The organism is Streptomyces sp. S063, from assembly GCF_002832675.1.
Lineage (GTDB): Bacteria > Actinomycetota > Actinomycetes > Streptomycetales > Streptomycetaceae > Streptomyces > Streptomyces sindenensis.
The window spans coordinates 42603-59305 of sequence record NZ_CP021707.1; the positions used below are offsets into that span (position 1 = coordinate 42603).

Below are 16703 nucleotides of genomic sequence, written 5' to 3' on the forward strand. Positions count from 1 at the left end.
GGTGACGAGCACATGGTTCGAGGATGCCGGTGATCCAGGCGACTGCCGGATATGCGACGCGTCCATCTACCAGGACGAGCGGTACAGCAAGACTTTGTGCCTGGAGTGCGGCCCAGCCGTGGCCCAGGCGCGGCGGTTCCACCTCTCGTTGGCGCGCGTCAATGCGATCCTGCGCATCCAGGACGACTACTGCGCGATATGCGGAGACAGCCCGGGAGACAGCGCGGCCAGCGGCCCGATCTGGTGGCAGATCGATCACGACCACACGTGCTGCACCGGCTGTCCGGACTGTGTTCGCGGACTGCTATGCCTGCCCTGCAACGTGAGACTTGGCCACTACGAGGACCAGTTGCGGCGCGGTCGCCTGGATGGGTTGTCCGGGGACGTTGGTGACACGCGTGCTGGGTTCTTGAAAGAGGTGAGGGCCTCCGGGTTCGGTGTGGATTGCGACATCTGCACCGATCCGAGGAGGCCCTCGTGGTCCACCGTAACGCCCCGCTGACCGAGACCGGGCGTCTTCGCCTGGCCCGCTGTGTCGTCGAGGACGGATGGCCTCTGCGCCGGGCAGCGGAGCGTTTCCAGGTCAGCCACACCACCGCCGCCCGATGGGCCACCCGCTACCGGCAGCTCGCGCGTCGCCGGAATGAGTGACCGCTCCAGCCGGCCCCGCCACCAGCCCCGACGGACACCGGCCGAAATCGAGACGGAAGTCCTCCGCCTCCGGCGCGAACACCGCATAGGCCCGCTCCGGCTGGCCGTCCGGTGCCACATCGCGGCCTCGACCGCTCACCGCATCCTCCAGCGACACGGCCAGCCGCCCCTGGCCGCCCTGGACCGTGCGACCGGCGAGCCCATCCGCCGCTACGAACGCGCCCGACCCGGCGAACTGGTCCACATCGACGTCAAGAAGCTGGGCCGGATTCCCGACGGCGGCGGCCACAAAGTCCTCGGCCGGGCAGCAAGCAGCCCGAACAAGGACCGACGCAACGGCGCCGGATACGCCTACCTCCACACCGCACTCGACGACCACAGCCGCATCGCCTACACCGAAGACCTTCCCGACGAGACCGCCCCGACCTGCGCAGCCTTCCTCGTGCGGGCCACCGCCCACTTCGCGTCCCTGGGCATCCGCATCGAACGGGTCCTGACCGACAACGCCTGGGCCTACAGCAAGAACACCTGGCGCGACACCTGCCGCGACCTGGGCATCAGCCCCCGCTGGACCAGGCCCTGGCGTCCGCAGACCAACGGCAAGGTCGAACGCTTCCACCGCACCCTGCTCGACGAATGGGCCTACCAGCGGACCTACACCTCAGACCACGAACGCATGGAAGCGTTCACCGACTGGCTGCACTGGTACAACTACCACCGACCCCACACCGGCATCGCAGGCCAAACACCCGCCAGCCGCGGCACCAACCTGTCCGGACAACACACCTAGACCGCGTCCAGCTGGTCCAGGTCGTCGTCCATCCACGCGTCCACGGCCCGGTCCCACGCCCCTGCACGCTGACACTGCGGGGGCGAGGTCGCGCCGGTACTTCTGTTCCAGCCCGGCCTGGTTCACCGGGTTGATCTCCATCCGGGTCCCCGGCCGTTGTTGTTCAGCCGGTGTTTGAGGTCGGTGGCGGCGTTGCGGCGGCGCAGGTCCCAGTACGCGGCGTCGAGGCGGGCGAGGTTGGCCTTGTTCGGGGTGCGTTCCTCGGCGAGCCAGGCCATGAGGGTGCGGGGAGATACGTGGACGCTAGCCCGGTCCATGGCCGCGTATCCGGCGTCGGACTTGGTGAGGTAGTTCAGGCGGGCGGCGAGACCGCGGTCGCTGTCGACCGGCGAGCTGATGCCGTGCACCATGCCCTCGATGGCGTGCACCGTTCGCGCCGTCGCGGCCGAAGTCCTTCCAGCGTCCGGCCATCAGTCGCCCACCTTCCCGACCAGGTACTCACCGGTGGTCTTGCCGTCACCCTGCTTGACCTTCAGTTCGGCCACGCCCCGGCCCTAGGTGAACACCTGCCGCGAGTCCCCGATCTCGTGGAGCTCGTCAGTGTGCTTCAGCGCGACGACGTCCAGCCCGGCCTGACGGGTTTGTACGCCCGGCCGCAGTGCAATGCGTACGCCTGGGCGTGGATGTTGTGCATCCAGTCGGGGCGGACCATCTCCCGGTTGTGGACCGACTCCCCCATGGTGCTGACGAACTTGCTGTACATGGATTTGACGTACTCCAGCATCAGCTTGTCCCGGCCGCGATCGCCTCCGACCGCGCGGCCACCAGCAGCTTGCGCAGCGCGTCGAGGAAGTTCTCCGTCGCCCCGGACGTCCAACTTTCGTGAACGGTCGGGGCCTCGGTCAGGGCCCACTTGGGGCCGGACAGGCGGAGCGGGAGGCGCAGGGTGGCGTCGGTGATCCAGAGGGCACCGGGCTCGTCGCGGTCGCCGAGCGGGTTGGGCAGGTGGGGGTGGGCCCACTCGGCGGGGGTGATCAGGTGAACGCCGCAGCGCTTCGGGCCGGCCCCGTCCGACCGGTGGTGTGTTCCAGCTTCCCGATCGGGAGCCAGACCTTGAGCGCGGAGAGGTAGGCGGCGTTGACGTCGAGGGCGGTGACCTTGATGTTTCCGCTCGGGGGCGCGGAGGGAGTAGGCGGGGTTGTTGTAAGCGGGGCGGGCTTCCCAGATCTGATCCGGTTCGCGCTTCGAGGGCTTGTGCAGCACATCCGGCATCGCCGGGTACGCGGTGTATTCGTACCGGGCGGTGGCGCGGGTTTCGTTGAACAGGTGCATCACGTCGGGGATCGCCCGGCCGATCAGCGCCTTCAGCGCGGCGTCCTCGTCCCCGCCGGCGCGCTCGGCCTCCTGCTCGACCGCACCCCGGATCAGGCCCATGAGGTCCGCCTCGGCGCGTTCGGCGCTCTTGGACCTGCGCTGGGGGCGGGTCGGCGCCCTCTGGCCGCCGCACTCGGCGCCGGCATCCTCCTCATCACCACCCCCGCCTCGGCATCCGCCGCGACCGGGCAGTTCCGCTACGACTACGTGACCGTGGAGGGATACGAGGCTTCGGGCTTCCTCAACAGCCCTCCCAGTGGACAGTGCCTCAACCTCCCGGGCGTCGGCCAGGACAACCCTCAGCCCGCCCACTCACCGAAGAACCGCACGAATGCCTGGGCGACGGTCTTCACCGACGCCGACTGCGAAGGCGACTCATTCCCCCTGCGACCCCACACAGGCGGCGCCTCCGAGCGGTTCAAGGTCCGCTCCGTCGTCTTCAACTGACCCGAGAGCACGCCCACCTGCAAGCTCGCCTTGGACCAACGCGGCGCCAGGCGGGAACACCGGGTGGGCAGTCGCTGAGCAGAAGAAGCCGGGCTGCGCCTGGTGCCTGGTGCTGTTTCCGCACGGGGTGAGGTTCACTGCAGAACCGCTCTACCGCGCTCAGTCCGCACAGATGAGTGGAGGGCCTGCGCCGTCCTGGCGCAGACCCTCCACTCATGCCGTCTCCCGATGATCAGCGACGGCTGCCGGAGCGGCCATCACGGGCCCCTGCGTTCATGTCCCGGTGGCGTGCTCCTGCTGTTGGGCTAGAGCAGAGCGTTGGGGAAGGGGGAGCGGTTTCTCCATCTACTGGACCGCTCGTCCGGCTTTGGGTGCCAGTCCCCGGGGCAGGCGTGTACAGCAACAACCCCAGGACGGATGTGTCATCCACGCGTGGCGGGGAAACCCGGTGGGCAGGCCGGGGTGGCGGCGCTCCCCATGGGGCCTTCCCGGCCAAGGCTCCCCCGGTTCGGAACGTGCCGGGGGAGCCGCCCCCGGCGGCTACCTGGCGCGGGGCAGGTCTCCGAGTTCGGTGACCTCGCGAGCGACTTCCCGGAGCTTGACGTTGTGGTCCTGCGAGTGGCCGCGCAGCCTGTTGAAGGCCTCGTTCTCGGGAATGCGGTGTCTGGCCATGAGGATGCCCATGGCCTCGCCGATCACGTGCCGGGTCGCTACCGCTTCGGTGAGCTGGGCGTGGTTGCGGGCGCTGGACAGGGCCACGGCGGCGTGGGAGGCGAGCACCCACCCGGCCGTCTCGCTGGTCTCGGTGAACCGGCCCGGAAACCGCGAGTAGAGGTTCAGGGCGCCGAGGTTCTCGTCGTCGGTGAAGAGCAGGAACCCCATCATGCTGCCGATCCCCAGCTCAGCAGCCTGTGGAGCGAACGCGGGCCACCGCTGCTGAAAAACGGTCATGTCGGAGATCCGGAAGACCCGCTCCCCGTCCCGGCGGCGCGCCGCGTCGAAGCACGGGCACTCCTTCATGCGCTCCTGCAACCGGTGGCTCTCCTCGGCCAGCGGCCCGGTCGCCGCCAGCGTCTGCACCTGCTCGCCCCGCAGGATCAGAATCCCGGCCGCGTCGCAGTCCTCGACCAGCTCCGTCGCCGACCCGACGATCCGATCCAGCGTCCCGGCCACCGACTCCTGCTCCAGCAGATCGTGCGCCATGACCGCTATCCGCTGCGCAAAACGCTGCCAGTCCATACCCATCCCGACCCAGCCTCCTGCAAGATCCGGTCTCCTTGGTCCAACCAGTGGGACACCTGCCCCACGCCCAGCCCCTCACGCCCGTGCTCTCGGCCACAACCGGCCCCCCACCGAACCACGCCGAGCGCCCCACGGGCGGCCGCCGCTACGACCCGCGGAGGACCATCGCCCGCACGTCAGCCCAACGGACCCGTACGACGCCCAGCATGCCGTGACGACCCGTCGGCGCCCCTGCCGCCGGACCGGCGCCCGGGCACGCCCGCGAGGGTGGTCCTGCCGAAAGGGAGCAAAGTCGGAGTGACCCACATCACCACCACCCCGCGCGGGAACGGGCAGGCCACCACGCCTGGTCCATCGTCAGCAAGGTCTGTTCATCGGGGCGAAGCGATGGGCGTCGGTCCCCGGGGGGGTGTGCCGGGCGCGATCGGGGGCACCGCAGGGGGACGTCCCCTACGAAGGAGAGCATCGTGTCGCAGGTTGAAGAGTCCATCGAGGTCGGCGTCCCGGTCAGCGCCGCGTACAACCAGTGGACGCAGTTCGAGAGCTTCCCCCAGTTCATGGAGGGCGTCGAGCGGATCGAGCAGCGTACGCAGACCCTGACCCGCTGGAAGACGAAGATCGCCGGTGTTGAGCGGGAGTTCGATGCGGAAATCACCGAGCAGATCCCCGACGAGCGGGTCGCCTGGACCAGCGTCGGCGGTGAGGCCAAGCAGGCCGGTGTCGTCACCTTCCACCACATCGACCACAGCACCACCAAGGTCATGCTGCAGCTCGACTACGACCCCGAGGGCCTGGCCGAGACGGTCGGTGACAAGCTCGGCTTCGTCAAGCGTCAGGCCGTCGGCGACCTGAAGCGCTTCAAGCAGTTCATGGAGTCCCGGGGCGCCGAGACCGGCGGCTGGCGCGGCACCGTCTGACCAGCACCCTGTCGGCCGCCGCGCCGCGCCGTCGTGTCGAAGATGAGCGATACGGCTGTGCGGCGCGCGGCACACTCGGCGGCCGGGCAGCCGGCCGCCGAGCAGGATGAGCCGGCCGGTCTGCCCCGGCGGCGCTGACCGGCATACGGCTCCAGGAGCTGGAGCATCTGTCACCGGTGAGGGCGTAGCCGGTCCGGACAGGCAGGTCGAGATCGCCCAGGGTGAAGGCGTCAGGGGCACCGACGGTGCACTGGAGGGGTGTTCGGCTGCGGTCCGGGGCCGATGCCCGGACCGAGGTGGAGCCGGGTCATCGCCTCCGGCAGTGCCATGGCTGCGGCCTCTTCGAGGCCCGGGGCGCAGGAGCAGGCGCGCAGGATCGCGGCCGCTCCGGACCGGCCGGTTCCGGCTCGGTGCCACTGCCAGGCCGGCACCTTCCGCCACACCGCAGCCGACGACGGGATCCGCATCCCCTCAGGTGCCGGGCCCGGAGGCTGCTCCCCGTACGGGTTCAGCAGACACCACCAGGCGTAGTGAGCGCTGTCGGCGGTGCCCCGCTGCTCCAGCACGCTCGGCACGAGGGGACTCTCCATTGCCAGCCCCGTCCGGCAGGCGCAGCCGCGGTGCCCACGGAGCGCGGCCGCGGCCGCCCGGCGGCAGGGCCGGAACACGTCCGGCTCGTCGGCACCGAGCACCACCGGCAAATGCGCATGCGCGCCCACTCGGCTCCCGGCCCACGCCTTGCCCCCCATCAGGCGTCCGGCGACCGCGTCGGAACCGTCTCTGATCCGGAGGGTGACCGGGCCGTCAGGGTGCGCGGGACGTACGCCACCAGGTTCCGTCCGTCTCGCGGTGACAGACCGGGTCGCCGGCCTCGGCGCAGCACCCGCAGCGTGCGGGCGAGCCGTAGGGCGCGGGCGGCACCCCAGGGCGGCTGGGCATTGGCTCCCGGCGTACGAGGGCCGCCACCATCTCGGTCCCCCCTTGCCACAGGACAGGCGGCGTGCGTTCCCGCGCGGCATCTCCGCCCGCCCCGTCGCCTGCTCTGCGTTCGGCGCGGTAATGGGGCTTTTTTGGAGACGACGGTGGCTTGAAAGATGCGGGAGCGGGTACTCGGGATGGTGGCTATCCGGATGTGGCCACATGGAACGGGGGACGTATGTCACTGGTGAAGGCTCACGCGGGTGCAGACCGGAGATGGCTGGAGGAGGTCGTCACGGCCACTGTGCGAAACAGCGCTGCGTACGAGATGACCTCGGGTGACATAGGTCGCGCCCGAAGCTTCGTACGGGACTTCCTGTCCACGGGGCAGTCGCAGCACTCATGGACGGTTTCCGCACGGGCGTTTGATATCGCGCAGCTGGTGGTCAGTGAGCTCGCCACGAACGTGTGTAAGTACGCTCCCGGGCCGTGCCTTCTCGACGTCGAATCCGACGGCACCGTCCTCAGCATGACGATGTGGGACTCCGGCGCCGTACTCCCCTCCCCTTCGCCTGCTGATCCGACCCGGGTCGGACAGCACGGGCTGGAGCTCGTTCTCGCGGTCTGCCAGAGCTTCGAACTCCGCCGGGAAGCCGTCGGCAAACGCGTGTCCGTACAGATCACTCTGCAGGACAGCACCGACCAGCCCCATTCGGAGAAGACTGCCCGGTAGACGCCCGGGGCCCGGCCGACTGCCAAGCCGCAGCAGGCCGCCCCGTGGCCCGTGGGTGTGTGAGGAGTGCAGCAGGCCAGAGCCTGCTGCACTCCTCGTCGGTACTCCTTCAGCGCGGTCCCTCCAGCACGGCCGGACTCTCACTGGCACCACCGGCCTGCTCCCCACCCCTGGACGGCTGCCGGGCCGCGCCGTCCGGCACAACGCCCTCCCCGCCCGTGCAGGGGCAGCGGATGTGCCCCTGGCACCTGACGAGATCCCACGGCAGGGAATACTCAGCTCCATGCCGACCCCCGAACGCAGACATAGCAGCGTGCCGCTGGCCGTCATAGCACCCCGCGGCGAATTCGATCTGGACTCCCTCCCACCCCTCCAAGCACGAATCGACACCGTGCTGGCCGATCACGCCGGTGTGATCATCGACGCCAGCGGCATCACCTTCGCCGACTCCATGTTCATCAGGCTCCTCCTCACCACCCACCAGCGCACCGACCTGCGCATAGCCGCCCCCTCCGAAACAATCGAACGCCTGCTCGCCGTCGTCGGCGCGGACGCCTTCCTCCGCGTATACCCCACCGTCGAACAGGCCCAGGAAAGCTGACCCACGCCGATGGCTGCCCCGGCGGGCGTGCCCCTGCGCGCCCCGCCCGGCCTCGAACGCCCCGGCCAAGAACGCAGGCAAGGAGAAGAGCGAGGCCATGGACCTGATGGCCGCCCTCAACGCCTCCGCCTGCGGAGGTGGAGAACCGGTGGTCGTTCGAGGTGAAGCAAGACGGCCAGAGAGCCATGGTCTACCTGCCGGGCGACGGCACCATCCTCCTGCGCGCTCGTTCGGGTACGGACATCACCGCCGCCCACCCCGAACTCCTTCCCCCCTCGCCGACGTCCTCGGCGCACGCAGCGCCGTGCTGGACGGGGAGATCGTCACACTCGACGGACAGGGCCGCAGCGACGTTGGCCCCCGCCACGGCCGCGCGCATGCCGGTCCACTTCAGACGGCCACCGCGTATGTCGCGAACTGCCCGCTTTCCCCTCCGGCACGACCTGCATCAACTCGCTGACCAGCAGCTCCATGTCCTGTCCGCCGACACACCTCGCAGCGTGATCATTTCGATACCCTCAGAAAAGTCACTTCGGTCCGCCCTCGCTTGTCCCGGAAGGGCCTGCCTGCCACGCTCATGGCCGCCGGTTCAGCCCGGCATCCGTTCCTCGGAGGTCCACCACCCGGCGTCGAGGTGTTCTCCTGCGGGCACAGCGGGTACGCCGCCGACAACGCCGGCCGGCTGTTCGGCCTCCCCCCGCATGTCACCGCCCCGACCACGCCCCCACAACCCAGCAGAACAGAACGAGGGAAGCAGAGGCGTGTTGACACAGGTCGGGCCGGGCGGGGCAGCTCCCCCTCCCCTCAGGCACCACTCGTCGAACGCTGCCATTCACTGAGTCGTCCGATCAGCCAGACGAACGGCTGTGTACGGCCGGCGAGCACGCAAGTGCCCCCGATCACGCTCTCCAGCAGGCTCTCCACGTTCCGTGAGCACAGTGCCGCTGTCGCCTCATCGTCCATCAGGCGAAGCGAACAGGCAGGAGTCGCGCCGGTGCTGTCGGGTTCTCGGGTGACCCCGTGTTCACCGATCCGGACCACAAGGTCGTCTTCCTCTCCCGGCCGCACGATCGTGACCGCGAGATGTGGCGCCGGAGTGGGAAGCCCGGCCAGGACGGATTCCAGATAGGCCGTCAACGCGTCGGCCCAGTGCGCCACATCGCACCGTGCGGATCCCTCGCCCTTCTCCCCTCGCAGGCCAACATCACCGTGCGGCGTGTGGGGTGCCGCCGCTTCCGCCTCGGCGTCGATCAGCGCCCGGAGCGTCTCGTCGACGTCCGCCCTGGTGTGGGACGCCGAACAGATGAACCTCAGACGACCTCGCCCCCGTTCGACAATCGGGTAGGTCACGGCAGCCGCGTGAACGCCCCGGCGGAACAGCCCTCGGGCTATCTCACGCAGCTTCTCCCCCTCGAAGAAGGGGGTGATGATCAGCCCGTCCCCCGTGCCGAGCTCGTAACCGGCGTCCGAGAAGCGTTGCCGCATGTAGTGCGCGGTGTCCCACAGCCTGGCCCGCAGCGCGTCACCCGCAGCAACCCTGCGCAGAGCAGCCAGAGCCGCCGCCACATCGGCCGGTGAAATATTCGCCTGGAAGACGTACGACCTCGCCGACGCCCTCAGCAGAGCGACATGCTCCTCCCGGGCCGCGACCACACCACCGATGCTCCCGAGAGCCTTGCTCAAGGTCGTAAGGACGAAATCAACCTGATCCGTGACCCCTTCCGCCGCACACAGCCCGGCACCCCCCGCTCCGTAGAGCCCGAACGAGTGGGCCTCGTCCACGAGGACGAGCGCACCGAACTCCTTGGCGGCCGACACGATCTCCCGCAGCGGCGCCACGCCCTCGCCCATGCTGTACACACTCTCGAACACCACCAGCGTCGTACGGTACGGCGAAGACTCCTCCTTGAGAACCGCCCGCAGATCGGCCACGTCGTTGTGCCGGAAAGTCCGCACCCTCGCACCACTCAGACGAGCCCCGTCCACCAGCGAGGCATGACAGAGCTGGTCCATGACCACAACATCCTCATCACCGACCATCCCAGCAACGGCCCCGAGGCTCGCGGTGAACCTGTCGGGAACAAGCAGGCAGCCGGCTTGCCCACCATGGCGGCGAATTCCCGCTCGAAGTCCGTGTGCAGGCCGGTCTGCCCGGAACCCGCCGCTGAAATCCCCATCCCGGTACCGAACCGGCTCAGCGCCTCGCGCGCCTCCTCGACGACTCCCTCGTCGCGGTTGAGTCCGAGGTAGAGGTTGGTGGTCCAGATGAGTGCCTCGTGCTCCTCGCCCGTCACCGGGTCGGCGACAAGACCCCGCTCGGCGCTTCCCGTACGGACGATCTTTCCGTACGGATCCAGCCCCGACCGCCCCAGCAGACCCCGGAAGTGCTGCACGAGCGCGCCTCGGTCGGTCGCCGACCAGGCCGGCACCCTCGCGGCCAAGGCCGGCGGGTGCCCGGACCGCAGCTGCTCCTGGAACACGCCCAGCCGATCCGCGCCCCCGGCACCCTGGGGCCGCCCGCGCACCTCGCCGCCGGACGCACGGCCCAGCACCGCCAGCAGCCCCTCGACCGCCTCCTCGGGAGTCATCTGCTCCACCAGCGTGGACGACGGCAGGTCAGTGGCCAGCCCCCGCGACAGGCGCACCGTGAGCTCCGCGATATCCAGCGAATCGAGCCCCAGCGCGGCCAGCGGCTCGTCCGGCCGGACCGCTTCGGAACCGGAGGCTCCGAGAAGCAGCGCCGTCTCCTCCATCACCGTCGCAAGCAACACCGAACGCCGCTGCTCATACGACGAGTCCAGCGCACCGGGTCCGGGGCGCGAAACAGCCGTACCGCCGGCACCCGGCTCCCCCGCGGAAACCTCCTCGTCGCCGAGGTGCGCGGGGGCGGGGAGCCGGAGCCGGTCGACCTTGCCGTTGGGCAGTTTCGGCAGCTCGTTCGACAGCATGACGTGGTGCGGGATCATGTACTTCGGCAAGCGGTCGGTCAGCTGGGAGCGCACGGTCGATGCCGTCACCGACTCCTCCCGGGTCACCACGTACGCCGTCAGGAGGCTCTTGCCCTCGCCGACGCTGGCAACAACCGCGGCCTCCTCGACTCCGGGCAGCGAGGCCAGCACGGCCTCGATCTCGTCGAGCTCGATCCGGTGGCCCCGGATCTTGACCTGCCGGTCGGCGCGGCCGAGGAACTCGAGCTCTCCCGTTTCCGTCCATCGGCACAGGTCGCCGGTCCGGTAGATCCGCTGTTCCGGGACCGGGCCGCCCGGCGCGAGCGCCGGGAAGCTCAGCCGGGTGCGCTGGTCGTCATGGAGGTATCCCCTGGCCAGCTGGTCGCCTGCGAGAGCCAGCTCGCCCGCCGTGCCGGCCGGCACCGGCCGCAGGGACTCGTCCAGCACGTACGCCCGCGCGCGCGGGACCGGGCTGCCGATGGTGATCGGCCCAGTGCCCGCTTCTGCGGCGGTGACGAACACGGTGGCCTCGGTAGGGCCGTAGACGTTCACGACGCGCGGCGCGCCGGGGTCAGCGTGTACCCGCTCCACCAGAGAACGGGACAGCACCTCACCGCCCAGCACCACACACAGCAACCCACCGGGCAGCGGACCGGCCGTGAGCAGCGCCTTCATCGCGGACGGCACCATGATGGCCGTGCGCACGCGGTGCGCCGCGGGCAGCTCGCGCAGGGCGAGCACGTTCTCGGACAGGACGACCGTGCCGCCGAGGACGAGCGTCCCCAGAATCTCCATCACCGAGGGGTCGAAGCAGACCGATGCCGCCGCCAGAACGCCCGCCAGTTCCTCGTCCTTCAGGAGCTGGCGCATCGAGGCTGCCATCGCCACCACACTCCGGTGCTCAACCGCCACGCCCTTGGGCTTCCCGGTCGACCCCGAGGTGTAGATGACGTATGCGAGATCACCGGCCGAGCCGGCCGCCGGAGATGCCGCCGGGCGGTCCGGGACCGTGTCAAGACGCACGCGATCCGGTGCCGCCGAGCACAGCACCTCCGTACCGGCGTCGACGACCACCGACGCCGCCCGGGAATGCTCGATCATGTAGCGCACCCGTTCGGCCGGGTAGGCGGGGTCCATGGGCACATAGGCACAGCCCGCCCGCAGCACTCCCAGCAGGGTCGCGACGAGCTCCCACGTCCGGCCGAGGCACACGCCGACGAGCGCTCCCGGCGCCACACCGCGGGCCGCCAGCTCCGCGGCTATCGCCTCCGCCCGGGCCCGCAACTGCTCGTAGTCGATGTCGACGGCCCCGTCCACGACAGCGATCCGACTCCCCTGGCGCGCCGCCTGCGCCTCGAACAGGCCCCAGACGGTCTCGTCCGGACCCCCGTCCGCAACGGGTGCGCCCCCTCTCCCCCAGGCGGCCTCGTGTTCGGCGTGACGCATCTCCTGCTCCCAACAAATAGAGACGGTGATACTCGGTCGAGCATCCGGGGGACGCTGAGAACTCTGAGCTCCTGCCGGGTGAGGCGCAGGCTCGACGAACGAGCCCTCTGGCCCCTCACGCAGTGCGTTCCAGGTCTGCAGCATCGTGCCGGGCAGCTTCACTACGGGGTTCGGCGCCGCGTCATCGCGAGGACGGCCCGGCGCGCAAGACCTCCGAAGCCCTCCCCCTCTTCCCCGTGGTCCGCGGCACACCGGCTGGACCCTACCCGAACACGCGTACCAGCGACCATGCTGCCCGGCTCACGCGGTGCTGGTAAAGCAGCTGCCTCCCAAGCTATTTGATCAGGTGTCACCTGATCAGCACCAGGAGCCCCTCAGGCTCACTTTCCGGACCTTCCGGCCCAGTCCCCCGCGTTCCGCCGGCCCGATCCTCTCCGATACTCCCCGCCGATGTTGATTGCCCATCAATTCCTTGTGAGCAAGGCGCATTTGACTACTTTGCATCAATGCCTGCGAACTTTGAACACTGTGGTGACGAAGTATGGACGCCGCCGATAGAAGCCTCCTACTGTTCTCGGCGCAGACACCGGAGCCCCTCCTTGTCCGGACGCAGCGCTGCCGCACACGTACGAGCCGAACGTTCACCCCGGGCGCCGGGTGGCCCCACCCACCGCCGCGACGTGCCCCTCGCCGCGAGGGCCAGGAGGAAGAATGCATCCACGGCCGCTCCACCGTTGCCGCAGACACCTCACCGGTCTGCTGGTCTCCGCGTTTCTCGTCGGCGCGTTCGCCGCCTCACCGGCAACCGCCGCTCCGGCACCGAGGCCGCAGGACGAGCTCCCGCCTCAGGAACCGGGCGTCACCCTGCGCGTCTTCGATGTGCAGGTGCCCCTCGACAAGTTGTGCGACATCAAGACCGGACAGACTCCGAATGTGGACAAGTTGATGCCCGGCATCGACTGGAGTTCGCCGGACGACTTCGGCGTCGACGATCACTTCGTCTCCGAGGTCATCGCCAACCTGACCGTTCCCGAGGACGGCACGTACGACTTCCGCCTGATCAGCGACGACGGCTCGCGGCTGCGGATCAACGACTCCACCGTCATCGATCACGACGGGCTGCACGGCGCGGAACCCAAGGACGGATCGGTCGAACTGACCACCGGGCACCACGCGTTGCACATTGATCACTTCGACCGCACCGGCGGTCAGCAGGTCACCCTCGAATGGAAGCCGCCCGGTGCCGCTGATTTCGCCGTCGTGCCGGACTCCGTGCTCAGCACCGACGCCGACGTCGTACGGGTGACGGCACCGGGTCGCAAGGAGTGCGAAGGCGTCCTCGACTCCCCCGGTGACGGGCTGCCCCTGGCCGGTACGCACCCGGACTACGCGCTCACCGATCTCCGCCCGGCGGGCTTCGAACCGCAGGTCACCGCGATGGACTGGCTGCCCGACGGCCGGCTCGCCGTGACCACCTGGGGTGGCACCGACAAGACCACCGGCGCGGTCTATCTCCTCGACGATGTCCAGGGCGAGACCGATGCGGGGAAGGTGACCGTCAAGAAGGTCGCCGACGGGCTGAAGGAGCCCATGGGCATCAAGGCCGTCGACGGCAAGCTGTACGTCTCCCAGAAGCACGAGCTCACCGAGCTCACCGACGCCGACGGCGACGATGTGGCCGATGAGCGGCGGACGGTGGCGACGTGGCCGTACGGCGGGAACTTCCATGAGTTCGCCTTCGGACTGCTCTACCGGGACGGGTACTTCTATCTGAACCTGTCCGTGGCGATCGATCTGGGCGGGGCTACCACCGATCCACAGCCGGCGCCGAACCGGGGTTCGACCATCAAGGTGAACAAGGAGACCGGCGAGGTCGACTACATCGCCGGTGGTCTGCGTACGCCCAACGGCATCGGCTGGGGTCCCGAGGGCGACATGTTCGTCCTGGACAACCAGGGCGGCTGGCTGCCGTCGTCGAAGCTGCTCCACATCAAGCAGGACCGCTTCTTCAACCACTACACCAACCCCTCTGGCCCCTTCGACGACAAGCCAGTCACCAAGCCGGTCCTGTGGCTGCCGCAGAACGAGATAGCCAACTCGCCCAGCACACCCCTGCAGTTGACCGAGGGGCGATTCGCGGGACAGATGCTGTTCGGGGACGTCACGTACGGCGGTATCCAGCGCGCGTACCTGGAGAAGGTCGACGGAGAGTACCAGGGGGCGGTGTTCCGCTTCACCCAGGGTCTCGAAGCCGGTGTCAACCGGATCAGCATGGGGCCGGACGGGGCGATCTACGCCGGTGGCCTCGGGGCGGGCGGAAACTGGGGGCAGGAGGGCAAGCTGACCTACGGGCTCCAGAAGCTGTCCCCCAGCGGTGACAAGGCCTTCGACATCCTGGCCATGCGGGCGAAGCCGGGCGGTTTTGAACTGGAGTACACCGAGCCGCTCTCCGAGGAGACCGCGGCGAAGCTCGCCGAGAGTTATCGGGTCGAGCAGTGGACGTACGCCCCGACGCCCGCGTACGGAGGTCCGAAAATCGATGAGGAGACCCTTGAGGTCAGTGAGGCCTCCCTTTCCGAGGATCGCAAGAAGGTGACGCTGACCGTTCCCGGGCTCAAGGCGAACCGGGTCGTCCATATCCGCTCGCCGCGCCCCTTCGCCTCCGCCGACGGTGCTGAGCTGTGGAGCACGGAAGCCTGGTACACCCTCAACTCCCTGCCCGGCGACCAGCCGCCCGCCACCCAGTACGAGGCGGAGGAGGCCACCCTCACCGGCGGCGCGGGCTTCGACACCGAGCACGCGGGGTACTCCGGCGGCGGTTTCGTCGACAACTTCGGCCAGGAAGGGGCAGCGGTCACCTTCGATGTGGAGACCGGCAGGGCAGGAACGCACGACGTGGGTCTGCGCTACTCCAACGGGCCGAACCCGGCGCCGGGGACGAAGACGGTGAGCGTCCACGTCAACGGTGAGAAGGTACGCCAGACCAAACTGCTCTCCACCACCGACTGGAAGACCTGGTCGACGGGGACCGAACAACTGGAGTTGCACGAAGGCCGCAACACGATCACCTACTCCTACGACAGCGGCGACACGGGGCACGTCAACCTGGACATGATCACCGTCCACCCGAAGGGCGCCCGCGTCCAGCTCTTCGACGGCACCGACCAGGCGGCCTGGCAGCACCCGGACGGGCGAACGCCCGAGTGGCCGGTGAGCGGCGAGGCGATGGAGGTCGCCGGTGGTGACCTGCGGACCAAGCAGGGTTTCCAGGACTTCCGTGCGCATGTGGAGTTCTGGCTCCCGAACCTTCCGCCGGACGTCACCGGTCAGGACCGCGCCAACAGCGGTGTCTACCTTCAGGAACGCTACGAGGTGCAGATCCTCGACTCGTACGGTGACACCACGCTCGCGGACAACGAGGCCGGGGCGATCTACACCAAGAAGGCTCCGGACGTGAACGCGGCCACGGCTCCGGAGACCTGGCAGACGTACGACATCACCTTCCGCGCCGCCCGTTACGACGCTTCGGGGGCGAAGACGGAGGACGCCCGGGTCACGGTCGTGTGGAACGGCGTCACCGTCCACGACGACGTCGCCGTCGACGGACCCACCGGCGGCGGTGCGGCCGAGGGACCGACGGCCGGAGCGATCAGGCTCCAGGACCACGGAAGCAAGATCCGCTACCGGAATGTGTGGGTCGAGCCCCTCATCTGAACCTGGCGCGCCCTACCGACCCCCACCGGACTCCGGCCTGAGGTCGAGGTCCGGTGGGGGCCGTCGTTATCGTGCCCACCTGACTTCCGCAGGCCAGCGTCCGCTGCTGTTCCTCGATGTCGACGGACCGCTCATCCCTTTCAGCGCCTCCCGCGCGGGCGCGTAGCCCTTCCGGCTCCCTGCACCGGATTCACTCCCGAGCCCGGTCGACGACGCCTCTCCGGCAGGACAGGACCACCAAGAACGGCCACAACGCCTGGAGGAACGTCACGACGCGCTCCGCCATGCCCGGGGCCCGTGCGCTCTGGAGCTCCGCCACGAACCACAAGGCGCTCGCGAACATGAGCGCGCTCGCGGCGAGCGACACGTCCATGCGCAGCCCCCACGGCACCGGTCTCGTGCCTCGGACGGCGGCCAAGGGCGGCCATACCGCCAGCAGCACCACGCCCACCGTGGCCACCGCCCCGTGCTCCAGGGCCCCGCCGCTGCTCGGGGCGGGCACCAGGGTCAGGGCCAGCGCGGACAGTCCCCCGCCGGCCAGGGCCGCCCGCCCGGCGAGCGTCGCCTGACGGAGCGCGTGCGCCGTCGCCACATAACACGTCCCCAGCACCAGCAGCGTCCCCGTCATCAACCAGTAGCTGGCGGCGCCGTAGGAGGCGAGCACGCTCAGGGTGTCCGTCGCGGGGTCGTACGCCGGGCCCTGGCGCACCTGCGCAATCGTCCAGGAGCCGACCAACAGGATGGGTGCGCATCCGGAGGAGACCAAGGCCCACCGAGGAGCAGATCGCATTCGGTCAGCATAAATCCGGCCATCTTGCCTTGCGCTGATCTCCTTCCTCTTCGGACTGCCGTGCCGTCCGCCGCGGCGCGGCGGGTTCTGGAGAGGCGCGGACCGTCGCCGAGGTCCGCGGGGCGGAGGAAA

General features: G+C 69.3%; 14 protein-coding genes and 2 pseudogenes. 8 read left to right on the plus strand and 8 right to left on the minus strand.

The genetic code is table 11. The features are described 5' to 3' along the window. Positions 1 to 118 precede the first annotated feature (118 nt). The gene (locus CCZ36_RS36775; RefSeq protein WP_370738483.1) at positions 119 to 502 is read left to right on the plus strand and encodes an endonuclease domain-containing protein; all 384 of its coding nucleotides are present in this window, start codon (positions 119 to 121) and stop codon (positions 500 to 502) included. After that, positions 478 to 1441: pseudogene (locus CCZ36_RS00175) on the plus strand (IS481 family transposase). The gene CCZ36_RS36775 and the pseudogene CCZ36_RS00175 overlap by 25 nt, the downstream one beginning before the upstream one ends. A gap of 122 nt (positions 1442 to 1563) precedes the next feature. Here the strand turns inward: CCZ36_RS00175 and CCZ36_RS36565 are convergent. The 3 genes from CCZ36_RS36565 to CCZ36_RS36575 form a co-directional block, all read right to left on the minus strand. Beyond that, positions 1564 to 1869, minus strand: a complete 306-nt coding sequence (locus tag CCZ36_RS36565) for a hypothetical protein (RefSeq protein WP_272482459.1) — start codon at positions 1867 to 1869, stop codon at positions 1564 to 1566. A gap of 179 nt (positions 1870 to 2048) precedes the next feature. Further along, on the minus strand, positions 2049 to 2225 hold the full coding sequence (locus CCZ36_RS36570) for a hypothetical protein (RefSeq protein WP_272482460.1): 177 nt from the start codon (positions 2223 to 2225) through the stop codon (positions 2049 to 2051). Then, positions 2225 to 2875 (minus strand): hypothetical protein, encoded by a 651-nt coding sequence (locus CCZ36_RS36575; protein ID WP_272482462.1) that lies wholly within the window; start codon positions 2873 to 2875, stop codon positions 2225 to 2227. Before CCZ36_RS36575 ends, CCZ36_RS36570 begins: the two co-directional genes overlap by 1 nt. 39 nt (positions 2876 to 2914) lie before the next feature. On the opposite strand from CCZ36_RS36575, the gene CCZ36_RS00190 reads away from it, so the two are divergent. After that, positions 2915 to 3262, plus strand: coding sequence for a hypothetical protein (locus CCZ36_RS00190; RefSeq protein WP_370738484.1), 348 nt, complete (start codon positions 2915 to 2917; stop codon positions 3260 to 3262). A gap of 540 nt (positions 3263 to 3802) precedes the next feature. Here CCZ36_RS00190 and CCZ36_RS00195 read toward each other — a convergent pair. Continuing rightward, the gene (locus CCZ36_RS00195) at positions 3803 to 4501 is read right to left on the minus strand and encodes a GAF and ANTAR domain-containing protein (RefSeq protein WP_128819373.1); all 699 of its coding nucleotides are present in this window, start codon (positions 4499 to 4501) and stop codon (positions 3803 to 3805) included. Positions 4502 to 4971: 470 nt separating this feature from the next. Here CCZ36_RS00195 and CCZ36_RS00200 point away from each other — a divergent pair, with 470 nt between their 5' ends. Continuing rightward, positions 4972 to 5421 (plus strand): SRPBCC family protein, encoded by a 450-nt coding sequence (locus tag CCZ36_RS00200; protein WP_128816820.1) that lies wholly within the window; start codon positions 4972 to 4974, stop codon positions 5419 to 5421. A 230-nt stretch (positions 5422 to 5651) separates the two neighbouring features. On the opposite strand, the gene CCZ36_RS00205 is transcribed toward CCZ36_RS00200, so the two are convergent. After that, entirely contained in the window at positions 5652 to 6011 is a 360-nt protein-coding gene (locus CCZ36_RS00205) for a hypothetical protein (protein ID WP_128816821.1), read from the minus strand. 566 nt (positions 6012 to 6577) lie between these two features. Between CCZ36_RS00205 and CCZ36_RS00210 the strand changes: the two genes are divergently transcribed. From CCZ36_RS00210 to CCZ36_RS35225, 3 genes and pseudogenes are all read left to right on the plus strand, one after another. Beyond that, entirely contained in the window at positions 6578 to 7072 is a 495-nt protein-coding gene (locus CCZ36_RS00210; protein ID WP_069735005.1) for an ATP-binding protein, read from the plus strand. A gap of 283 nt (positions 7073 to 7355) precedes the next feature. Continuing rightward, positions 7356 to 7673, plus strand: a complete 318-nt coding sequence (locus CCZ36_RS00215; RefSeq protein WP_128816822.1) for an STAS domain-containing protein — start codon at positions 7356 to 7358, stop codon at positions 7671 to 7673. A 137-nt stretch (positions 7674 to 7810) separates the two neighbouring features. Further along, positions 7811 to 8052: pseudogene (locus CCZ36_RS35225) on the plus strand (ATP-dependent DNA ligase); the annotation flags it as partial. Positions 8053 to 8477: 425 nt separating this feature from the next. Here the strand turns inward: CCZ36_RS35225 and CCZ36_RS35230 are convergent. After that, positions 8478 to 9686: an aminotransferase class I/II-fold pyridoxal phosphate-dependent enzyme gene (locus CCZ36_RS35230; protein WP_237302544.1), complete on the minus strand. Its 1209-nt coding sequence runs from the start codon at positions 9684 to 9686 to the stop codon at positions 8478 to 8480. Beyond that, complete coding sequence (locus CCZ36_RS35235) at positions 9641 to 12067, minus strand: amino acid adenylation domain-containing protein (protein WP_237302545.1); 2427 nt, start codon at positions 12065 to 12067, stop codon at positions 9641 to 9643. Before CCZ36_RS35235 ends, CCZ36_RS35230 begins: the two co-directional genes overlap by 46 nt. A gap of 711 nt (positions 12068 to 12778) precedes the next feature. Between CCZ36_RS35235 and CCZ36_RS00230 the strand changes: the two genes are divergently transcribed. Further along, on the plus strand, positions 12779 to 15781 hold the full coding sequence (locus CCZ36_RS00230) for a family 16 glycoside hydrolase (protein WP_128816823.1): 3003 nt from the start codon (positions 12779 to 12781) through the stop codon (positions 15779 to 15781). A 190-nt stretch (positions 15782 to 15971) separates the two neighbouring features. Here CCZ36_RS00230 and CCZ36_RS00240 read toward each other — a convergent pair whose 3' ends face one another. Continuing rightward, positions 15972 to 16571 (minus strand): DUF998 domain-containing protein, encoded by a 600-nt coding sequence (locus CCZ36_RS00240; protein ID WP_069735007.1) that lies wholly within the window; start codon positions 16569 to 16571, stop codon positions 15972 to 15974. Between the last annotated feature and the right edge of the window lie 132 nt (positions 16572 to 16703).

Coding starts and splice junctions, on each gene's coding strand:
- CCZ36_RS00215 (WP_128816822.1), top strand. CDS start 7,356: ATGCCGACCCCCGAACGCAGACATAGCAGCGTGCCGCTGGCCGTCATA.
- CCZ36_RS00240 (WP_069735007.1), bottom strand. CDS start 16,571: ATGCGATCTGCTCCTCGGTGGGCCTTGGTCTCCTCCGGATGCGCACCC.
- CCZ36_RS00210 (WP_069735005.1), top strand. CDS start 6,578: ATGTCACTGGTGAAGGCTCACGCGGGTGCAGACCGGAGATGGCTGGAG.
- CCZ36_RS00195 (WP_128819373.1), bottom strand. CDS start 4,501: ATGGACTGGCAGCGTTTTGCGCAGCGGATAGCGGTCATGGCGCACGAT.
- CCZ36_RS35235 (WP_237302545.1), bottom strand. CDS start 12,067: ATGCGTCACGCCGAACACGAGGCCGCCTGGGGGAGAGGGGGCGCACCC.
- CCZ36_RS35230 (WP_237302544.1), bottom strand. CDS start 9,686: ATGGACCAGCTCTGTCATGCCTCGCTGGTGGACGGGGCTCGTCTGAGT.
- CCZ36_RS36570 (WP_272482460.1), bottom strand. CDS start 2,225: ATGCTGGAGTACGTCAAATCCATGTACAGCAAGTTCGTCAGCACCATG.
- CCZ36_RS36575 (WP_272482462.1), bottom strand. CDS start 2,875: ATGGGCCTGATCCGGGGTGCGGTCGAGCAGGAGGCCGAGCGCGCCGGC.
- CCZ36_RS00205 (WP_128816821.1), bottom strand. CDS start 6,011: ATGGAGAGTCCCCTCGTGCCGAGCGTGCTGGAGCAGCGGGGCACCGCC.
- CCZ36_RS00230 (WP_128816823.1), top strand. CDS start 12,779: ATGCATCCACGGCCGCTCCACCGTTGCCGCAGACACCTCACCGGTCTG.